The sequence below is a fragment of the Gimesia maris genome (genome assembly GCF_008298035.1).
GTDB classification, from domain to species: domain Bacteria; phylum Planctomycetota; class Planctomycetia; order Planctomycetales; family Planctomycetaceae; genus Gimesia; species Gimesia maris.
In genome coordinates, this window is the sequence record NZ_CP042910.1 from 840,813 (window position 1) to 861,509 (window position 20,697).

Genomic DNA, 20,697 nt, shown 5'->3' on the forward strand with positions numbered 1-20,697 from the left:
CCTGTGGCAGCAGCAAATTGCATTTACAGATCTGGACTTAAATCAACATCTGAAACACCCGCATCTATGTCATATCATTTAATCAACACTATTCAAAAATTAGGCCATCCTAAAATCATGGTGCTCGGCGATCTAATTCTGGATCGTTATACCTGGGGAAATGCAGAACGCATCAGTCAGGAAGCACCTGTCATCCTGTTGCGTGAAGATACACAGGAAGTTCGACTGGGAGGCGCAGCGAACGTCGCCAACATGCTGATCGGACTGGAAGCAGAAGTAACCATGGCCGGCGTCACAGGAATTGACCTGGATGGGGGCGTGGTTAAAGAGGCGCTCGAAGAATGTGGCGTGAACTGCTCGGCAGTCATTACTGACCCGAGTCGGCCGACTACCGTAAAACAACGTTTCATGGGGCGAGCGCAGCAGCGGCATCCCCATCAGATTCTGCGAGTTGATCGTGAAGTGAATACACCACTCGATCAGGCAACTTCAGAAACGCTACTCAATACCATCCTGCCTCTGATTCCGGAACAGCACGCGATTCTGGTCAGTGATTATGCGAAAGGGGTCTGCACTCCCGATGTATTAGCGACGATCATCAAAGCGGCCCGCACAGCGAATGTGCCTGTGATTGTCGATCCTTGTCCGGGACAGGATTACCTGATGTATTCTGGTGCGACCGCCATTACACCCAACCGGCTCGAAACGTCTCGTGCTGTGGGTTTCGATGTGAAAAACAAGGAAGATGCATTTCGTGCAGGCAGGCAGTTGTGTCTTGATTTATGTCTTGATTTTGTATTTGTCACTCTGGACAGCGATGGTATCGCGTTAACACTGGCAGATGGTGCAAGCGAATTGTTGCCGACGCGCAAACGCGAAGTCTACGACATCACTGGTGCCGGAGATATGGTGCTGGCTACGATCGGTGTGGGCTGTGCCGCCGGTATTGCCCCTGACGATCTGGCACGACTGGCAAATGTGGCCGGTGGCCTGGAAGTTGAGCAGATTGGCGTTGTCACGATCAGCCGTGAGGAAATGCTGGCAGATCTTCTGATGGGATCTCGGGTGACCAGTGAAAAAGTATTGCCGCTGGAAGAATTGCAACGGCACGTCGTGGCCCGTCAGAAGCTGGGACAAAAAGTAGTTCTGACGAATGGTTGCTTCGATGTGATGCATATAGGCCATGTCTCTTATCTCGAACAGGCTGCCGCAGAGGGAGATTGTCTGATCGTCGCCGTCAACAGTGATGACAGCGTCCGTTCTCTGAACAAAGGCCCGGATCGTCCTATTTTCGGTCAGGATCATCGAGCTTCCATGCTGGCTGCCCTGGAGGGCATTGACTATGTGGTCGTCTTTGATGAATCGACTCCATGTGAACTCATCAGCGTTCTGAAGCCAGATCTGCTGGTGAAGGGCGGTACTTACCAGAAGGAAGAGATCGTCGGGTGGGAAATTGTCGAATCGTATGGCGGGGAAGTGAGGGCGTTGGGGATTACCCCTGGTATCTCAACCACACAAGTGCTCGGAATGATTCGCAGCAGCCAGGTAAGTGAAAATCTTTCGACAACCAAAAAATTTCCCATTGAACCTCCGAAACGAAAAGCCGGATGAAAATAGCAGTTTTTTTACCGAACTGGATCGGAGACGCCGTGATGGCGACTCCTGCGCTGCGGGCAATTCGGCAGGAATTTACTGACGCAGAAATCGTCTCCATACAAAGACCCTATGTGGCAGATGTGCTGGACGGGCTGACGCTGGTCGATCGATCTGTTTCATGGAAAAGCGGCGAAAGGCTGTCTTCTCAGTTTCGCTTTCTGCGGCAGCTGAGAGGCGAGCATTTTGATCTTGCGGTTCTGTTTCCCAATTCGTTTCGCAGCGCCAGTCTGGCATTTCTGGCTGGTATTCCCAGAAGAGTGGGTATCAAGCGTGATTATCGTCGCTGGTTACTAACCGATGTGCTACCCGCAGGTGACCGACAAACCCCGCATCCTGCCATCGACGAGTATCTGAAAATTGCTGCCCATGTTCTGGGGAGAGATCATTCTGAGCATCCGGCAGAATCAGGAATGTCGCGGTCAATGGAACTCGCAGTGACAGACCAGGATCGTCGACGCTGGAACGCGTTCTGGAGTAAACAGTCGGCTGAATTCAAAAGTAGACCGCTGGTCTGTCTGAATCCGGGCGGTGCCTTTGGTGCTGCCAAGCATTGGCCGACGGCGCATTTTGCATCGCTTGCTCAGCAGATTGCCAGCGAGCTGAAACGCTCGGTGTTAGTCGTTTGCGGTCCTGCCGAAAAGCAGGAAGCGATCCAGATTGTAGCACAGGCCGACAATCCTTTTGTAACATCACTGGCAGCAGAACCTCTCCATCTGGGGCTCACCAAGGCTGCGATTCAACAGGCCGAATTACTGGTGACGACCGATTCGGGACCCAGACACTTTGCCGCTCCGTTTCAGGTGCCTGCTGTGACTCTATTTGGTCCGACGCATCAGATGTGGAGTGAAACATTTTATGATCGCAGCCTGCCTGTGCAGCTGGACCTGGATTGTGGCCCCTGTCAGCAGCGGGTCTGCCCTTTGGGGCACCACCGTTGTATGAAAGAACTTGGAGCCGATCAGGTCTTTCAGTCAGTGCTCTCGCTGCTGGATCAACAACAGCAAAATGCGGCCTGAACCTGATTTACGCAGCCTGTGGTGTTTTGGGGCTGGCCAGGGAATTGTCTTGCTGGCATAACTCCTGCTCACTTACGCTGGCGTGACTCTCAACATAGACGACCTGCCAGACCATTAAAGGAATGATGCCCAACGGCAGTATCGCGGGTGACCACGTAAAAACTGGCAGCAACAAACGTTCGACGCCGCCGGTCCCCAGGGGAATCAACATTAACCAGGCGACCACTGCCAGAACCCGGTGACATTCTTCTTTAAAACTGACAATCAGAGCCCAGCTGGCGATGGGAGCAGCCAGAAGGAATGTCAGTCGCTCGGTTCCCGGGCCGACCAGTAACTGCCAGCAGACCCAGGTTGTGAGCACACCGGTAAAATAGGTTTGCCTGGAATTGGAAATTTTCGCCAGCCTGATACACCAGAGAAGAGCCAGGCCAGCCATTCCCAGTTGCAGAAGCGTATAAACGCGATCATCTACATGGGTTCCGAACTGTTCGGCGATTGTATAGGCATCGCGCAGCCCCCCTTGTCTCAAGGTACGGTAAGGCCCCGTCAGCAATCCATACCAGTTCTGGTATTGCTGCAGAACGACGGGCAAGGGGCGTGTTAAAAAGGGAGGGATCACCAGCAGGGCAGATGCAGCTGCAAAACGTGCCGAAAGCTGCCAGGGAAAACGTGCCATCAACAGCAACGCCAGGGCCGCAGGCCAGAGTTTAATGTGAACCGCAGCTGCGAGCAGGAATGCGGCGACCCACCAGCGTTCTTTTTTCAGTGAAACCACAGCGAACACGGCCAGGGCAAATACGAGGGAATTGCTTTGTGCAGACCAGATGGCGCGCGTACAACCTGCCAGGCTCAGAATCAGAAAACAGGCTTCCTGAAACCGGGACCAGTTACCGGGAAAGATCTCTTTCACGAGTAGTCTTAGCGCGAGCACCAGCAGCGAAATATTTAACGCTGTCCAGAGAATTCCTCCCAGTGAGGCGGGCAAGACAGCAAAGGTGGAAAACGCCAGCGCAAAGGTGGGGCTGTAACGAAATCCTGTTTTATAAACTTCATTATCGTACAAATTCCGATCAGCCCACCAGTTGATGGACGAGTCGGCAAAGCAGGGATATACCGATTTATTCTCAGGTTGCAGGAGGAATTTGACACTGACGGCGATCCACAGCACGGCCCATAAAATTAAGGCGCGCTTCAGCCAGATGGCACCACATGATTCTTCGACCAGAGGGGATTTGAAAAACAGTGGGTTTTGTGGGAGTTGATTCATGTCAGACCTGAGAAATAGGTGTCTTACATGCAAAGACAGCAGGATGGAGTTGGAAGCAACACGACCCGTGCTTTTAAGATTTTTCGTCAATCAGGGCAAGGTCAATCAGTTGGGCTGACGATTAGACTGTGTCCAGTTTTACCGTAGCGTCCCCAGGTCCATTTGAATCGAGTATAATAGATCGAGAGACGCTATGGTTAAATTTGATGCGCTCTAAGTCTCGAGCCGAGAAGGCTTTTTCTTAACAACTGAAAAAAACGTCGTCGCTGAATTCCGCTGAGTTGCCCCAAAGCAGATTGTATACAAATGATCTGAAGTGAAAGAGGGACTGCAAGTCCGTCATTTAACGGTTGAATTGCCAGTCGATCCAGCATGCAGACAAGTGAGTCAGTTAGCGAGTAACTGCTGCGGATTCCCACGGGATCAATCAGCCAGAGTGAGAGCGGGGTTGCCTCCTGACTGGAGGCTTTCACCACCACATTTTCCAGTTTCAGATCTCGATGGCGTAAACCTGCGCGTGCGATGCGCCCGACGATCTTTCCCAGTTCCCTGGCTAGTTCATACAGCAGATCTTGTGATACCGGGAGTTCCGACTTCAGCAGGTCGTATGCTGTCGCGCCCTCAATAAATGGCATTTCCAGTTGATAAAAGCGACCTGCCCGATAAACGGGTGTTGCTGGCTGCGGTGTATTAATGCCTGCCTTGAGCAACTTCCAGGCTCCTGTCAGTTGTCGGTCAGGTTGCGACTGTCTGAAGAATGATTTCCAGCGGAGTTGCCAGTTCGCCGGCCAGCGTTTGAGTGTCGTCAAGCCACGTCCCGGTATTTCCAGCAGCCATACGGAACGTAAGTCTTCTTCTTTAAGACAACGAATTATCGTATAAGGGGTACTCTGATCGAACAGTTGGAAACACGGACTCGCTTGAGGATGGGAATCAGACAATTTCAACGTGGCTTTTCATGATTTTGACGATTGCTCTTTTCGAGACAGTTAATTCCTGCCAAACTCTCGGCAATCTTTCAGTAAACAAGTCAATAGATCATAATAACCTGAGTCAGTCAGGTACCTTCTTTTAACAGGAACGCGCGCGGTTGACAATCTTGAAAATTGTTCGATTCACCTGTGAATCGCGACTCGTTCTTAAGTAGTATCAAAGTCAGCTTTATGTCGTTATCGATTATCGTCATTGTCAAGAACGAAGAATCATCCATTCGCGAGTGTCTTGCGTCGGTTGCCTGGGCAGATGAAATCATCGTCCTGGATTCCGGCAGCAGCGATCAGACGGTTGCCATCTGCCGCGAGTACACAGACAAGGTCTATGAAACAGACTGGCCCGGATTTGGGCCACAAAAAAATCGTGCCTTGGAGTATGCCACTAAAGACTGGGTGCTCTCGATCGATGCAGATGAACGAATCTCGTATGATCTGCAGACTGAGATCAAACGCGTCATTCAAATGCCTGCCCGCTTTGATGCCTATACCATGCCCCGTCGGTCTAATTATTGTGGCCGCTATATGAAACATAGTGGCTGGTGGCCTGATCGTGTTGTACGACTCTTTCGGCGGGGAAAAGCCAGCTTCAGTGATGATCTGGTACATGAGCGTATCGTTGTCGCAGGCAAAACCGGAAAACTGAGAGAACCGATTATCCATGAATCGTTACTCACACTGGAGCAAATCCTCAATACGATGAATTCGTATTCGACTGCCAGCGCGAAAATGCTGGCAGAAGAAAAACAACAGGCAGGACTCTGTAAAGCAGTCATGCATGGGATGTGGACGTTCATTCGGACCTACTTCCTTCGTGCCGGTTTCCTGGACGGAAAAGAAGGTTTCATGCTTGCCATCTCCAATGCAGAAGGAACCTATTACCGCTATCTGAAATTGATGGTCATCAATAAAGCGAATCAGAAGGAAGTCTGATCAGTTCATGCCGCGAATTGCAGTCATCATAACGACGTATAACTGGCCCGCTGCTCTGGAGGCAGTGCTTACCGGTTATTTATCGCAGAGCCGTCCCCCCGATGAGCTGATCATTGCCGACGATGGATCGACAGACGAGACGCGTGAAGTATTAGACCATTTTCGTAGTCAGGCACCGTTTCCAGTCAAACACGTCTGGCATGCGGACGAGGGGTTTCGAGCCGGAGCAATTCGGAACCGGGCGATTCAGGATTCAGAGGCAGACTATCTTGTCTTTACAGATGGCGACTGTATTCCCGCTCCCTGGTTTATAGCCGCTCATGAGCGGCTGGCAGAGACAGGCTGGTTCCTGTCCGGAAATCGGGTTCTGCTGTCCGAAAAATTTTCACGGGAAGTGCTTGAGCAAAAAATTCCTGTGTCAAACTGGACCTGGAGCGACTGGCTTCAAGCGCGACGTCGCAAGCAGATAAACCGTCTTTTGCCGTTATTCCAAATTCCTCTGGGGACCCGGTATCGGCGTCGACTGGCACGACAGTGGGAAGGCGCCAAAACCTGTAACCTCTCTGCGTGGAAACAGGATTTGCTGGCGGTCAATGGCTTTGATGAAGATTACACGGGCTGGGGAATGGAAGACTCCGACCTGGTATTACGGTTGATCAGAAATGGAATCTATCATAAAGATGCCCGTTTCGCAGCGGCAGTATTTCATATCTGGCATCGGGAGAACTCCCGTGATCAGCTGGAAGAGAATCAGCGTCGTTTGCAACAGTTGATCGAGACGGATCGCATTCGGGCTCGTATCGGGATTGAGCAGGCACAGTCAGCTTGAGCGGATCATCCGGTTAAAGAATTCAACGTCTTATTTCTTTTCTTTGCGGAAGATTTCTACAAAGAACGCGCCGCGCGTCACTCCATTTCCTTCGTCCAGCCAGGTCTGCAGTTTTTTCTGACCACGGGTCAGGTCGACTTCAAATGTAGTCGACAAATCACCTTCTGACACGGCCTGTTCCCGTTTCACGTCACCAATCTGAATCCGGGCGTTTCCTTTTTTTAGAGGGTGATGAGCTGATTCCGGGCGACAGCGTAAGGTGATTTCGTACGTGCCTGGCTCTGTGACATCCACAATCCAGAACCCGTTTGCAACGGGGTTTTTAGCAATCAGCTGATGATTCCAGGGAACCTGTTCTATGGGAGCGTGCCAGTCGTGGCAGGTTAGATGAGACGGGTTTTCGAAACGGGAACCGATGCCGATGGCGACGTACCGACTGAAAACGGGGGTCAAACTGCTCCACCATTTTTCGTATTCTGCAGACAGATATTTGACAACTCCCGCATATTCCGCTGCGACATTTTTTGTCTGTCCGGGATCGTTCTGAATATCATACAGCTCCTTCTCATTGACCAGTCGCCAGCGTTCGGCCATGACCGATGATTTACGCCATTTCTCAGGTGATTCAATCCGCTGTGAATGCACAATCAGAGTTCTGTTTCGTAGTGCGTCTTTATTGCCAGTCAATATCGGGACAAGGCTCGTGCCATCCAGCTTGAGTTCGCTGGAAATCGTCAAATCACACAGGTCAGCCAGCGTGGGCAGAATGTCAATATGTGCGGTCAACTGGTTGATATTCTTTCCACCCGTCAAACCTCCTTGGGGCCAGTGAATATAACAGGGGACGCGGTGACCACCATCGTACTCTGAACCTTTTGTTCCCCGCATGCGGGCATTAAAGCCCGGCCAGGTTTCCAGTGTGATTGGTTTCCCTTTGGAAAGTCGTCGTTGCTGTTTTTTACTCAGGTCTTCAGTACTCGGGCGTTGCAAACCTGCAGCAGTGCCATTATCGGTCATGAAAATCAGAATGGTATTTTTTTCCAGTCCCGACTCTTTCAGGTAGCGGAGCAGTCTTCCCATATTTTCATCGATATTCGTGATCATGCCATAAAAGGCTGCCATTTTTTTCGGAACCCCTTTATCTTCGTACGGATCGCTGTATTCAGGATCGACCAGATAAGGGCTATGCGGCGCATTGGTGGAAAGGTATGCGAAAAATGGTTTTGTTCTGTCTGCTTCGATAAATTTCAACGCTTCATCAAACCAGATATCAGTACAATATCCCTGAAATTTTTCCGGCTTTCCGTTTCGCAGATAGGTATCGCTGAAATAATCATTCTGCCAGTCATCCGGGGTTTGACCGACACCTCCGCCGCCATGCTGGACGACCGTTCCAAATCCCTGGTCCTGGGGTCTCAATGGATAATTATCTCCCAGATGCCATTTCCCGAAGAGTCCGGTTCGGTAGCCATTGCTTTTGAAAACTTCCGCCAGCGTGACTTCATTTGTATCCATCAGGGAACGGCCCATAATGGTATGCCAGACACCAGTTCGCGTCGAATAACGACCCGTCATCAGGGCAGAACGCGTTGGAGCGCAGGTGGGATCGACGTGAAAATTAGTTAACCGCAGACTTTTCTGATATAATTGATCGAGATTTGGGGTTTTGATCATCTGGTTACCGTGGGCCGCAATATCGCCGTATCCCTGATCATCAGTGATGACCAGAATAATATTCGGTTTTCCAGAATCAGGAGTGTCTGCCGGGCAATCCTTCAGGCTGACCAGTAGGATCAGGATGAAGGTCAAAAGGTGCAGAATGGGTCGCATAGCCTACTCGTCAAAGTGTTGATGACTCAGAAATCATTACAGATATAAATCGATTTTTGTACTTTTATCCATAGTCCAGTTTAACTACCCCTCGTAGGGAAAGGTAGTTAAATTTTAACTTGTCTTAGATTTATACTGCCGCAACAGGGACACTGTTGGTTGTAGCCGGGCTGATTTCAACAGAAACTGATATGACACGGGTTCAGATCATACGGACCGATCAATTCCTTTTGATTCGGGTCTACGCTATGATGTGTCACAATCCGGGGAATCTCTTGAATTTATGGTGCGGATCTCCTGCCGGATAATATTATTTCAACTTCATTTAATTACTGAAAAGAACCATGGAAGCCGGAATTGTTGGTCTGCCGAATGTAGGTAAATCTACGTTATTTAATGCGTTAACTGCTGCGGGAATTGCAAGTGAAAACTATCCCTTCTGTACAATTGAGCCCAATGTGGGGATTGTCAATGTACCAGATCCGCGGCTGGAAATGATTCATAAGTATATCCCTACCGACAAGGTGATCCCTGCCATTTTAAGGCTGGTCGATATTGCGGGGATTGTAAAGGGGGCTTCAGAAGGAGAAGGACTCGGCAACAAATTCCTGTCTCATATTCGCAATGTGGATGCGATTCTGCATGTCGTGCGCTGTTTTGAAAACGGCGACGTAATCCATGTCGAAGGAAAAGTGGACCCCATCAGCGATATCGAAACGATCGATATCGAATTAATGCTGGCGGATATGCAGACTGTCGAATTGGCCAAACAGAAAGCAGCCAAAACGGCCCGTTCGGGAAATGCGGAAGCCAAGTCGCGTCTGGCCGTACTTGAAGTCTGTGCCACTCGTCTGGCAGAAGAAAAACCGTTACGCGGTCTCACATTCGATAATCCGGACCAGCAGAAAATATTCAAAGGCTACCAGTTCCTGACTGCCAAACCTGTGCTCTATCTGGCAAACGTCGATGAAGATGACATTCAAGGCGAAGGTGAACTGGTCCAGCGTGTGCGTCAACGCGCTGCCGAAGAAGGGGGCGAAGTGGTTGTCGTCTGTGGTCGACTGGAAGCAGAAATTGCGGAACTGGATGAAGCAGATCAGAAAGAAATGCTGGAAAGTGTGGGGCTGGAAGAACCGGCGCTGGCTGTCGTTGCCCGGGCTGCCTACCATACACTCGGTCTGCAGAGCTATTTTACCGCGGGAAAGATTGAAATCCGTGCCTGGACCATACCCATTGGTGCTACCGGACCACAGGCTGCGGGAGTCATTCACACTGATTTTGAGCGGGGCTTTATCCGTGCGGAAATCTTTTCCGTCTCTGACCTGGAACAGTACCATACGGAAAAAGCGATCCGGGAAGCGGGTAAGCTTCGCGTGGAAGGCAAAGAGTATGTGATGAAAGACGGCGATATCTGCCACTTCCTGTTTAATGTGTAAACAGGAAGAAAGATAAACCGACTTTCTGAGACTTCTTTTATTTTTATGAGAACTCCTGTCTGAGCGATGTTGTCTGTATTCAGGTCCGATCCTGAATATCTCCGTACGTTCTGATCGATTCACCTCCTAAACAAATGAATTGAGATTTACATTATTATGAGTCTGTTTCGTCCCCAGGTTCAGCAGATGACCGGCTATACGCCCGGTGAGCAGCCTCAGGAGTCCGGCTGGGTCAAACTGAATACGAATGAAAATCCCTACCCGCCTTCACCACTCGTCAAAGAAGCGGTGGAACAGGCGCTGTCAGGTCGGTTGAACATCTATCCCGATCCGCTGGCGACCGAGTTTCGCAAAGTTGCAGCCGACCTGTTTCAGGTGGAACCCGACTGGATTCTACCCGGCAACGGCAGTGATGAAGTTTTAACGATTCTGATGAGAACGTTTGCCGATGCCGGCGATCTGGTTTCAGCGCCTTATCCCAGCTATACGCTCTATGAAACTCTGGCGGAAATTCAGGGCGCCCGTTTTGAGAAAATTCAACTCAATCCGGACTGGAGCTGGCCTGTCTCGCAGGCACAGGCAATTTCAGGCAAGAGTAAAATATTGTTTGTGCCGAACCCCAATGCGCCCTCCGGAAACCGCTGGACTGATGACGAGATTCTTTCACTGGTTCCGCCCCAGGGCGTGCTGGTACTCGATGAAGCTTACGGCGATTTTTGTGATCAGCCCCACAAAGGCGAGCTGCTTAAATCGAAAGCAGGCGAGCGAATCATTGTGACGCGCACTTTCAGTAAGTCATACAGCCTGGCAGGCATTCGGTTCGGTTTTGCGGTCGCGCATCCGAAACTGATTCAGGGAATGCAGAAAGTCAAGGACAGCTACAATTGCAATACCCTGTCCCTGGCAGCAGCGCTGGCTGCAATGAAAGACCAGGAGTGGATGCAGGCCAATACAAAAAAAATTCAGGAAACCCGGGCTCGGTTGGTGACAGAACTGAATCAACTCGGATTTGATACAGTGGACAGTCAGACCAATTTTGTCTGGTGCACTCATCCTGATCAACAACATGAACGCCGCTATCAGGAATTAAAACGCCGTAAGATACTCGTACGCTACATGAAGTTTGGCCTTACCGATGGTGTGCTGGATGGCTTGAGAATCACTGTCGGGACTGATGACGAAGTTCAGGCGGTTCTCAATGCACTGCAGGAGATCGGTTGAATCACTGTTACAGCGTGCACAGTTTGACTTTCTCCCCGGCGCGATTGCAACGGTTATGCAATTCAGGCCGACAGTCTTTCTCTGAATTGACACCAAGTCGATCTGTCGCGGCGAAGCATTTTTGAGAAAACCGTTCCGGGCTGTAAGATTATAGAAATCAACCAGTTGACCTTTATTATATGAGTTCTCTCAAATGAGTCGCAAAGCATCGATTAAACGTGATACCGCAGAAACACAGATTGAATTGTCGCTGGAACTGGATGGCAGTGGCCAGTCGGATATTCAGACCGGCGTCGGTTTCTTTGACCACATGCTGACCCTTCTGGCCCGTCATGCCTTGTTTGATTTATCAGTCAAGGCCAACGGAGATCTGGAGGTTGACTATCACCACACAGTCGAAGACGTAGGTATCTGTCTCGGAAAAACGCTTTGTGAAGCGGTGGGCGATAAAAAAGGAATCACACGCTATGGCTCAATCACACTGCCCATGGAAGAGACCCTGGTCACGACGGCGCTTGATTTAAGCGGTCGCTCCTGGTTTGTGTTTGACGTTCAGTTTCCTACCGAAAAAATTGGTCAGTTCGATACCGAACTCGTTCGGGAATTCTGGCAGGCGTTTGCCTCGAATGGTCTGTTAAACCTGCATCAGGTTCTGCATCATGGTGGTAACAGTCATCACATTTCGGAAGGACTGTTTAAAGGAACAGCGCGGGCGCTTCGACAGGCGGTTACCATTGATCCACGTCAACAGGGAGTCCCTTCTTCCAAAGGCGTGCTGTAATCATCACTGTAAAAAATTGCTGAAAAACGCTCTGGCTCCGCGTCTGTTTTTCGCTGAAAACAGTGAATAAATGACTGATTTTTCTGACTGCATTTTCAATGCGAAAGTCAATGTTCGGTAAGTTATCACCGCTGAAAAAAACGAATTTTTTTTTCGTGCGCTTTTTCGTGGCATCTATGTTGACTCTCAGCCTGGAAAAGTTAATCTGAGAATTAGCTCTGGTTCGTTGAAGTGATTTGAACTGGATTTCATTTGATCCAGCCCGTTTGGCTTCAGCGTTTCAGCGTGTTTTTAAATTTAACTTTTGCCATTCCGACTTGGACTGTTTCCAGTCACAACCTGAATAGACAGCATCGTGGCAAGATCGGTTCTTTGATGTGAACTGATTCAACACCATCAACGATGTTGAAACCACTCTTCGCAATGAGATCGTAGTTACACCCGGTATTCGGTCCTCGATCGAAATTCTCTGCGGGCACTTTGCATCCTGATTGCGCGGATCTGTTTGATTCTGGTTAGAAACAGAGTTCATTTCGGAACGTTGTAGAAATTAAATGAGGAAACTCCCGAAATCACCGCTTGTGCCAATACGGATGGCGACTTGGGTTGTTTTGACTGCCGAGAATAATGGCCAGTAAGTGTCAGCGGCAGCCTAGGACTTGATGGCTCTGTACGGATTATGAGTAAGTTGGTTGGTAGTCAAATTTATTGTGAATGAAGCTCACAATTCTCTATTTCGGGAGTTTCCCTTTTTCTCATTCAGGCAGCTGCCTGATTTTCCGCTTCGATTTCATACAGCAATGCGTTCTTCTCTTTCCCGACCAGTTTAATCGCGCCGGTGTTACGCAGGCAGTAGGCCATCTTCTGTGCCAGCCAGCGGGGGATACCAGCTGCCTTGGCCAGATCTTTGGTCTGAAAGGGGGCAGGGAGCTTTCCCGGGATTAACTTGAGCAGGTCAGCTGCCGTATTGAACGCGATCTGGTCTTCCACTGATCGCAGTACTCGATCGGTCACCCGGTAATCTTTACCCTTCCAGCGGCGGGGCTTTCGTGCGATCCGGTGTTCCTCCTGAATGGTGAGCGCCACTTCCAGCGTCAGGCGTGGATGCGGGAAAACATTCGCGAAATGAACCATGTCTTCAAACAGATCGAATACAGAGCCACGACGGGGGCTGAAACGAGCGGAGATCGGCTCGCCATTCTTCTTCTGCCGCTTAATCAGATATTTCCGGATCGCAATTGGTTTGACGACATGCACGTCATGGTCTTCCAGCAGGCAGCGGACCTTGTCGCGTATTGCTCCCAGAGAACCATGCTGAATTTCAATCAGTCGGTCGCCATCAATGGCATCAATTCTGTAGGAACCCAGCGTGATTTCTTCACACTCGCTATTCGGTGCATAGTACGATTTCAATTGACGATGCAGTGAGGTTTCCATACCAGGTGCACGTTCAGGAGAGGGAAAGTTCAGTAAGCCAGACGGGGATTGCCGGGCATGGTAGGCCAGATAGAAGACTGTGTCTATATGAATCTTAAACGCATTCAGGCTGCTCACCTCATGTGGTCAGCAGCCTGAATGATGTTGCAATTGATGATATCCAGCCTGGATCAGGAATCAATGACAGTCAGGCGGCCTGTACTGTCGCCAAATGACGTTACCGGAGCTCCTGCCCGGTCCAGCATGGAGACGAACAGGTTGCTTAACGGTGTTTCCGTTTTGACCTGATGGTGGAAACCGGTTTTGATAGTACCACCACCTTTACCGGCCAGAATAATCGGCAGATCATGGTGGCTGTGGCGGTTACCATCGCCGATGGCGCTCCCATAACAGATCATCGAGTTATCCAGCAGGTTACTGTTTCCTTCTGGCGTCGCTTTGAGACGGTTCAGGAAGTAAGCAAACTGGGAAGTCAGGTACTCATCAATTTTTTGAATGTCGGCTATTTTCTTTTCATCATTGCGATGGTGTGACAGTTCGTGGTGTCCTGAATTCACTCCGACCATCGGGAAGGTCTGGTTACTGCCGGCATTGCCTACCATAAATGTGGCGACACGTGTGGTATCGGTCTGGAAGGCAAGAATCAGCAGGTCGTACATCAGGCGGATGTGTTCCTGAAACTCACTGGGAATACCCTCTGGCAGCTGCATTTCCGGCGGTTTGATTTTTTCGTGATGGGTACTGCGCTCAATTCGCTGTTCGATTTCCCGCACACTGGTAAAATATTCATCGATCTTGCGTTGGTCATTACGACCCAGTTGTTTCTTCAACTGGTCTGCATCGTGTTTGACCAGGTCCAGAATACTCTGACGGTCTTTCAGGTGGCGGGCACGCTGTTTTTCCCGTTCGGCGCCACCGCCAAACAGGCGTTCGAATGCGAGTTTGGGAACGATCTCTTTTGCCGTTGGCGTAGAAGGTGTCCGCCAGGATATATTGGACGAGTAAGCACAACTGTAACCAGAGTCGCATTGCCCGGCGTTTCGGCCGCGTGTCATACCCAGTTCCAGCGAAGGCAGACGCGTCAGATGACCTACCTGCTGAGCGGCAACCTGGTCCACAGAAACACCGGCTTTAATGTCGGCACCGCTGGTTTTTGTCGGGTGCGCACTGGTGAGATACACGGAAGCACAGCGGGCATGGTCACCAGCCCCATCTCCCAGAGCGCGGGCATTGATCTGGGCCAGTCCGGAAATCACATTGATATCCGACTTCAGACTTTCCAGAGGTTTCAGTGATTTCGGCATCTCATAGTTCAGACCCGTAGAAGTGGGATACCATGAAGGACCAATCACTCCGTTCGGGAAGAAAATGAAAGCGGTTCTGACGGGCGCTTTCGCCGCAGCAGGAGCAGCGGCGGCCAGATTCAACTGGGGCTGCATGATGTCCAGCAATGGCAGTGCCATCGTTGTTCCAAGCCCTTGCAGGAATGTACGGCGTTTCAGGAGATTAGTCATTGTGAGAACCTCGTTGACGTTTCAGGAATGGATCGCTGGTGACAATTTCGGTGACGAGTGCCGAAAAGCGATAGCCTCTGGTAGTAAAGTTGTTGGTGATTTCATCCAGCGCACACTTGTCATAGTATTCGACACCACGACCAATGGCGTAAGTCAGCATCTTCTCTGCTAAGGATCGGCAAAACCCCTGTTTCTGCTCTTCCAGAATCCCGATTAATTCTACGGGACTCTGAAAAGCCTGACCACTGGGTAATTGACCAGAAGAATCGATTTTATGCTTTCCTTCCTTCTCTCTCCAGCGACCAATGGCATCGAAGTTTTCGAAACCCAGTCCTAAAGGATCCATCTGATCGTGACAGGCCGCACAACCGGCGATCTTACGATGCAATGCCAACTGCTCGCGTAACGTGGCATTGGGCTTCGCACCTGCTGCCTCTTCCAGCTCAGGCACATTAGGCGGCGGTGCAGGGGGTGGGGTGCCTAGAATGTTTTCCATGATCCATTTTCCCCGTTTCACAGGAGAGGTCCGACCCGGGTTGGAAGTTAATGTCAGGATACTTGCCTGGGTGATCAGACCGGCTCGTTTCGATTTATCAAGGCTGACCTTCTGGAATTGATCTCCTTTGATTTTGTCATTCCCGTAAAATTTCGCCAGATTCTCATTCATGAAGGTGTAATCGGCGTTGATGAATTCGATCACACTCCGATCTTCTTTCATAATGTAGCTGAAAAACTCTTCCGTTTCACGACGCATGTCTGCCTTCAACCGGGAATTGAATACGCGGAATTTTCGTGGATCGGGCGTCAGGTCATCCAGGTTTCGCAGATTCAGCCACTGGCCAGCAAAGTTTTTGACGAATGCTTCTGACCTGGGATCTTCCAGCATGCGTTTGACCTGTACCTGCAGGGTACGCCGGTCATGCAGTCGTCCCTGGGCTGCCAGGTCAAACAAAGTCTGATCCGGCATGCTGCTCCACAGGAAGTAGGAGAGCCGGGAAGCAATTTCATATTGAGCAATGGTCCGACTGTCACTTTTGCTGCCTGGATCCTGCAGACCTTCAATCCGAAACAGAAAGTGAGGGGAAACCAGAATCGCCTGGAGACCCACCTGAATTCCCTGTTCGAAGGTACGGCCCGATTTGACACGCGCCTCGACCAGTTCCACGACCGGAGCGACTTCTTCCCGGCTGACCGGACGCCGGAATGCCTGGGTGGCAAATTCGCGGATAATCTTCTCGGCACAATAGTGGATTGAGCGGCCGCTGCCTGGAGTGCAGGTGATGACTTTATGATGTGAGGCAGGCAGATCCGCGGGCAGTTGACCCAGTGGTCCTTTGAATGCGACCTCATTCACATACAGGTTCCGATCCCGTTTATTGGGAGGACCTTTGGGATCGTAGAAGTCATTCAGGAACGAAATGGTCAGGACATGTTTCCCCTCAGGCAGTCGGACTGCCTCGGGCATGGTGAATGTACCGGGAGAGTTCCTGTCCTCTTTGACATCAAATGTTTTCAACAGCTTGCCATCCAGCTTGACTTCCATTTTTGCCGGTTCGGTTCCGGCAGCAGTTGAACCGGCAATAATCTGGAAGTCATATTTTCCGGCCTGCTTGAGTTCAATCTTCCCAGCCAGGGTGCCGCGGGAATGAAAGCCTGCACCACTCTTTCTGATTGTAACAGCGCCTTCTTTCTGGAAGTTCTTCTCCTTGATTTTCTGCCAGGGATAACTGTCAGGCGTATTTGCAAAAATGGCTTTTTCGGAGATCTCTTCTGCTGCATCCAGATATTTTTCCATTAACAGGGGAGGCAGAGTCAGCACGTCACCAATGTTATCAAATCCATAACCCACATCATCGGAGGGGAAGTTTTCTGCTGGTTCAAAATCGACGCCAAGCAGATCACGAATGGTGTTGTTATATTCGCTGCGGTTCAGTCGGCGAACGGTGACGCGACCCGGGTCGATTTCACCTGAGCAGTCAACTCCGTACAGGGCATCGTCAAACCAGGCCAGAACGTCTTCCCGTTCCTTGTCTGTTGGTAGAGTGCCCGCATCCTTGGGAGGCATTGATTGAATCTGGATGCGTTTCACGATTTTTTCCCACGCTTCACGCTGTTCCACAATGCTGTCGCGGGACTGATATTTTTCCAGGCCAAGACCGGCTTCTGCCTCGGCTCCCGTGTGGCAGTCAAGACAGTACTTCGTAATGAACGGTTTCACCTGGGACTGAAATTGCTTTTCTGATTTCTCCAGGCTCAACGGCGCTCCGTTTGCATCGGAGAGACAGATCACCAGGCTCAGACTGCAGGCTGTCATGCAGACACTTTTCAAGGCCTTCAATTTACAGAGCCGGGATGTGATTTCCATCATTCGCATTTATACAAAACCTTCGGGCGGGGGACTCAGGTTGATTTCTTTCGAGCGGTTTGAGATCGAAAGCTGTGAGCGCGTCGCTTGCACACATTCAGACTGAGGCAGGTATTTAGTGGCAGGAATTTCTATACTACAGCGTAACGTCACGGGAGACCGTTTTGCAAGATCAGTCTGCTGCAGATCTCCTGTAACTGAACCATATTATAACACGATTGACTGCCTGACTGTATTCTACTCAGCAGGCGGGCACAGAGTTTCAATATTTTTAGTTGTTAAGTATTTAATGCGAACTTAACGAAACCCGACACTGCCGGTTTGCTGGTTATTGACAGGCTCTATTCGGCTCTGCATCCTAGGGAATGCGATCTGCTGTTCAGGCAGGTTTCTTCATTCAAACAATTTGACTTCCTGTCCTTATCTGGTACTGAACTGATGAATCAGCGCGCGATGATTACTGTTAGTGTCCGGTGGAAACTTCTTTTTCTCTGCCTGTTCCTGTTGAACGGCTGTTCTTCGAGTACAGTCGATAATTATCCGGATCGACCGATTACGATTATATGTCCCTGGTCAGTCGGTGGCGCGACAGATCGCACGTCGCGACAGTTAGGCGTGTATCTGGAGCAGGAATTAGGCGTCCCCGTTAACGTCATCAATGCCACAGGCGGTCGTGGTGTGACCGGGCACAGTCGAGGCCTCAATGCCCGGCCCGACGGTTATACGCTGGCCATCATTACCGGCGAACTCAATATGCTGCACTGGCAGAACCTGACAAAACTCACGCATCGGGATGCCGTCCCGATTGTCTCACTCGTGGATGGGGCCGCAGCAGTCTTTGTTAAAACAGATTCTCCCTTTCAGAACATGCAGGAACTGCAGGACTATGTAAAAACCCACCCCGGCAAACTGACGGCCACCGGTACGGCGAGCGGCGGCATCTGGCATCTGGCGCTGGCAGGCTGGCTCGACTTCAGTGAACTCAACGCGGAAGACATCAAGTGGATTCCCATGAATGGTGCGGGTCCCTCTTTGCAGGAACTTGCCAGTGGCGGCGTGGATCTGGTCTGCTGCAGCCTGCCTGAAGCCAAGACGCTCTACGAATCGGGACAGGTCCGCTGCCTGGGTGTGATGGCAGAGGAGCCGCTGGCAGAGTTTCCCGAAGTGCCTACTTTCATTTCGCAGGATATGAACTGGAGCATCTCAGGCTGGAATGGTCTTGCGCTACCTGCAGGAACGCCGGAACCGATCGTGGAGAAAGTCTCGGCAGTTGTCAATAAAATCACGGATGGTGACGTCAGACTCAATGGGCAATCATTTCCCGAAGCCATGCGGGAGGCTGGTCTGAGCACCCGTTATCGGGCCGGTGATGAGTTCTCTGCTTTCCTGAAATCGAATGACGAGACGCTGGGGAAACTGTTAACCAGTGATGCCTTCGCGAAGATGTCGACACGGGATACCGGACCATTGGTCTTCCCGGGGATGATCGCGTTCGCCATGTGTGTGATCCTGGGGTGTCTGGCAGTTCAGAAAAAAGTTCACGCCCTCGCTCCAGAAGTGACCGGCGATGCGGTTACCCGGCAGGGCATCATCAATACCATACTTGTACTGACGGGGATCGTGTTTTACTTACTGTTTGCCGAAGAACTCGGTTTTATACTGACAGCGGGAGTCGTTCTGTTTCTGTTGCTCTGGAAGTTTGGTACGCGCTTATGGGTCTGTGCTTTGATCACCGTACTTTTCGTTCCGGGAATTTACACATTATTCGCTCTACTCCTGCGGGTTCCCCTGCCACGGGGTGTACTTGGCTGGTAGCTTTCGACTCGACATTGTACTGACTCTGACATTCGCCTCGCAACTTGAAGAATCAACATGGAATCGACATTCATCACCGCGCTTCAGAATATCGTCTCGCCTGAAGTCCTGCTGGTAATTTTTCTCTCGGCCGTCTATGGACTGTTTGTTGGTTCCATCCCCGGATTAACCGCCACGATGGCGGTTGCGTTGTTGATACCACTTACCTTTTATCTGGATAACCTGTCTGCGATTGCCGCGATTGTGACGCTGGAAGCCTGCAGTATTTTTGCCGGCGATATTCCGACGACACTGGTTCGCATACCGGGGACTCCCTCTTCAGCCGCTTATACCGACGACGCGTATTCGCTTACCCGCCGCGGTCTGCACGAAACGTCTCTCGGCGTTTCGCTGGTCTTCAGTGTTGCCGGCGGTTTGTTCGGCGCGCTCGTTCTGATTCTCGCCGCTCCACAACTGGCGAAGATCGCGTTTGAGTTTACGACCTACGAATATTTCTGGCTCTATGTGCTCGGCTTGAGCTGTGCCGCCATTGTTTCCACTGGCTCCCGACTTAAAGGGGCGCTTGCTCTGATGATCGGACTGATGTTTGCCACAGTCGGCTTGAGCGAGGTGCACAGCGTGCCCCGTTTCACATTTGGCTTTGACGAACTGTTTACGGGTATTAATTTTGTCCCGGCCATGATCGGCTTGTTCGGTCTCTCCGAAGTATTTCGCAATACGCTGACTTCAAAAACAGAGGAGGAAACTGAAAAACTCAAGTCGGCGCTCCCGGTCGAAGTAGACAAATCCTGGTTCAAACATCTCAAGCCTGTTTTTGGCGGCGTGCTGCCTCAACTCTGGAAACGAAAATTCAGCTGGTTCCGCTCCAGTTGTATTGGTTCGACGATCGGCATGATCCCCGGCGCCGGAGCCGACATCGCTGCCTGGATCTCGTACGCCGTTTCCAAAAAATGTTCCAAAACGCCTGAAGAGTATGGCAAAGGATCTCTCGATGCAGTCGGCGATGCCACGAGCGCCAACAACTCGGCGCTTGCCGGCGCATGGATTCCCGCACTCGTACTGGGGATTCCCGGCGACTCGGTAACCGCGATTGTCATCGGCGTACTGTTGATGAAAAATATTACCCCTGGTCCAGGTATCTTCGAAAATCCAGATCAGCTGGTTCTCGTGCATGGTATTTATCTGACGTTTATTATCGCCAACCTGCTGTTAATTCCCCTGGGTTTTCTGGCCATTCGCAGCGGCGCGCAGCTGGTTCGTATTCCCCGCCGCATCCTGATGCCTTTGATTCTGATGTTCTGTGTCGTCGGTTCTTACTCCATCAATGGCAGTTACTTCGATGTCTGGGTCATGCTCGGCATGGGCATCCTCGGATTTATCCTGGAAGTCTTTGCAATACCCCTCGGGCCGGTTGTGCTGGGTATCATTCTCGGTGGGCAACTGGAACAGTCCTTCGTACAGAATCTTTCCAAAGACGACAGCATCCTTTCTTTCTTTAACCGTCCCATCTCAGCCGCCCTGGGAATCTTCTGCATCGCCCTCTGGCTCGTGCCACTCATCATGCCTCTGCTCAGAAAAAAATGGTCGACTCCGGCTTGAAAAATGTGA

At 50.8% G+C, this 20,697-nt stretch carries 15 protein-coding genes; 9 read left to right on the top strand and 6 right to left on the bottom strand.

Translation table 11 applies throughout. The annotated features are described in order from the left end of the window. Positions 1-66 precede the first annotated feature (66 nt). Together GmarT_RS03105 and waaF are read left to right on the top strand one after the other, a co-directional pair. Positions 67-1,611 (top strand): PfkB family carbohydrate kinase, encoded by a 1,545-nt coding sequence (locus GmarT_RS03105; protein WP_002644405.1) that lies wholly within the window; start codon positions 67-69, stop codon positions 1,609-1,611. Beyond that, positions 1,608-2,672 carry a lipopolysaccharide heptosyltransferase II gene (gene waaF, locus GmarT_RS03110; protein ID WP_002644404.1) on the top strand — a complete coding sequence of 355 codons (1,065 nt, stop codon included), beginning with the start codon at positions 1,608-1,610 and terminating at the stop codon, positions 2,670-2,672. The genes GmarT_RS03105 and waaF overlap by 4 nt, the downstream gene beginning before the upstream one ends. A gap of 7 nt (positions 2,673-2,679) precedes the next feature. Here waaF and GmarT_RS03115 read toward each other — a convergent pair whose 3' ends face one another. Both GmarT_RS03115 and GmarT_RS03120 read right to left on the bottom strand, forming a co-directional pair. Continuing rightward, positions 2,680-3,939 carry a glycosyltransferase family 87 protein gene (locus tag GmarT_RS03115; RefSeq protein WP_002644403.1) on the bottom strand — a complete coding sequence of 420 codons (1,260 nt, stop codon included), beginning with the start codon at positions 3,937-3,939 and terminating at the stop codon, positions 2,680-2,682. Between the two features lie 197 nt (positions 3,940-4,136). Continuing rightward, entirely contained in the window at positions 4,137-4,886 is a 750-nt protein-coding gene (locus GmarT_RS03120; RefSeq protein ID WP_002644402.1) for a BUD32 family EKC/KEOPS complex subunit, read from the bottom strand. A gap of 216 nt (positions 4,887-5,102) precedes the next feature. On the opposite strand from GmarT_RS03120, the gene GmarT_RS03125 reads away from it, so the two are divergent. Both GmarT_RS03125 and GmarT_RS03130 read left to right on the top strand, forming a co-directional pair. After that, on the top strand, positions 5,103-5,861 hold the full coding sequence (locus GmarT_RS03125) for a glycosyltransferase family 2 protein (RefSeq protein ID WP_044236520.1): 759 nt from the start codon (positions 5,103-5,105) through the stop codon (positions 5,859-5,861). A gap of 7 nt (positions 5,862-5,868) precedes the next feature. Next, positions 5,869-6,690, top strand: coding sequence for a glycosyltransferase family 2 protein (locus tag GmarT_RS03130; protein WP_002644400.1), 822 nt, complete (start codon positions 5,869-5,871; stop codon positions 6,688-6,690). Between the two features lie 30 nt (positions 6,691-6,720). Here the strand turns inward: GmarT_RS03130 and GmarT_RS03135 are convergent, their stop codons facing one another. Next, positions 6,721-8,520 carry an arylsulfatase gene (locus GmarT_RS03135; protein WP_002644399.1) on the bottom strand — a complete coding sequence of 600 codons (1,800 nt, stop codon included), beginning with the start codon at positions 8,518-8,520 and terminating at the stop codon, positions 6,721-6,723. Between the two features lie 344 nt (positions 8,521-8,864). Between GmarT_RS03135 and ychF the strand changes: the two genes are divergently transcribed. The 3 genes from ychF (at position 8,865) to hisB (ending at position 11,958) form a co-directional block, all read left to right on the top strand. Further along, the gene (gene ychF, locus GmarT_RS03140; RefSeq protein WP_002644398.1) at positions 8,865-9,956 is read left to right on the top strand and encodes a redox-regulated ATPase YchF; all 1,092 of its coding nucleotides are present in this window, start codon (positions 8,865-8,867) and stop codon (positions 9,954-9,956) included. 156 nt (positions 9,957-10,112) lie between these two features. Further along, on the top strand, positions 10,113-11,177 hold the full coding sequence (gene hisC / locus GmarT_RS03145) for a histidinol-phosphate transaminase (protein WP_002644397.1): 1,065 nt from the start codon (positions 10,113-10,115) through the stop codon (positions 11,175-11,177). 193 nt (positions 11,178-11,370) lie between these two features. Next, positions 11,371-11,958, top strand: coding sequence for an imidazoleglycerol-phosphate dehydratase HisB (gene hisB / locus GmarT_RS03150; RefSeq protein WP_002644396.1), 588 nt, complete (start codon positions 11,371-11,373; stop codon positions 11,956-11,958). Between the two features lie 759 nt (positions 11,959-12,717). Here the strand turns inward: hisB and GmarT_RS03155 are convergent. From GmarT_RS03155 to GmarT_RS03165, 3 genes are read right to left on the bottom strand one after another with little or no spacing between them, the layout of a single operon-like run. After that, positions 12,718-13,512, bottom strand: a complete 795-nt coding sequence (locus GmarT_RS03155) for a DUF8091 domain-containing protein (RefSeq protein WP_002644394.1) — start codon at positions 13,510-13,512, stop codon at positions 12,718-12,720. 53 nt (positions 13,513-13,565) lie between these two features. Then, positions 13,566-14,909: a DUF1552 domain-containing protein gene (locus GmarT_RS03160; RefSeq protein WP_002644393.1), complete on the bottom strand. Its 1,344-nt coding sequence runs from the start codon at positions 14,907-14,909 to the stop codon at positions 13,566-13,568. Then, positions 14,902-17,283: a DUF1592 domain-containing protein gene (locus GmarT_RS03165; protein ID WP_002644392.1), complete on the bottom strand. Its 2,382-nt coding sequence runs from the start codon at positions 17,281-17,283 to the stop codon at positions 14,902-14,904. Before GmarT_RS03165 ends, GmarT_RS03160 begins: the two co-directional genes overlap by 8 nt. 429 nt (positions 17,284-17,712) lie before the next feature. Here GmarT_RS03165 and GmarT_RS03170 point away from each other — a divergent pair, with 429 nt between their 5' ends. Further along, on the top strand, positions 17,713-19,089 hold the full coding sequence (locus GmarT_RS03170) for a tripartite tricarboxylate transporter substrate-binding protein (protein WP_149302424.1): 1,377 nt from the start codon (positions 17,713-17,715) through the stop codon (positions 19,087-19,089). A 57-nt stretch (positions 19,090-19,146) separates the two neighbouring features. Continuing rightward, positions 19,147-20,688 carry a tripartite tricarboxylate transporter permease gene (locus GmarT_RS03175; protein WP_002644390.1) on the top strand — a complete coding sequence of 514 codons (1,542 nt, stop codon included), beginning with the start codon at positions 19,147-19,149 and terminating at the stop codon, positions 20,686-20,688. Positions 20,689-20,697: the final 9 nt, after the last annotated feature.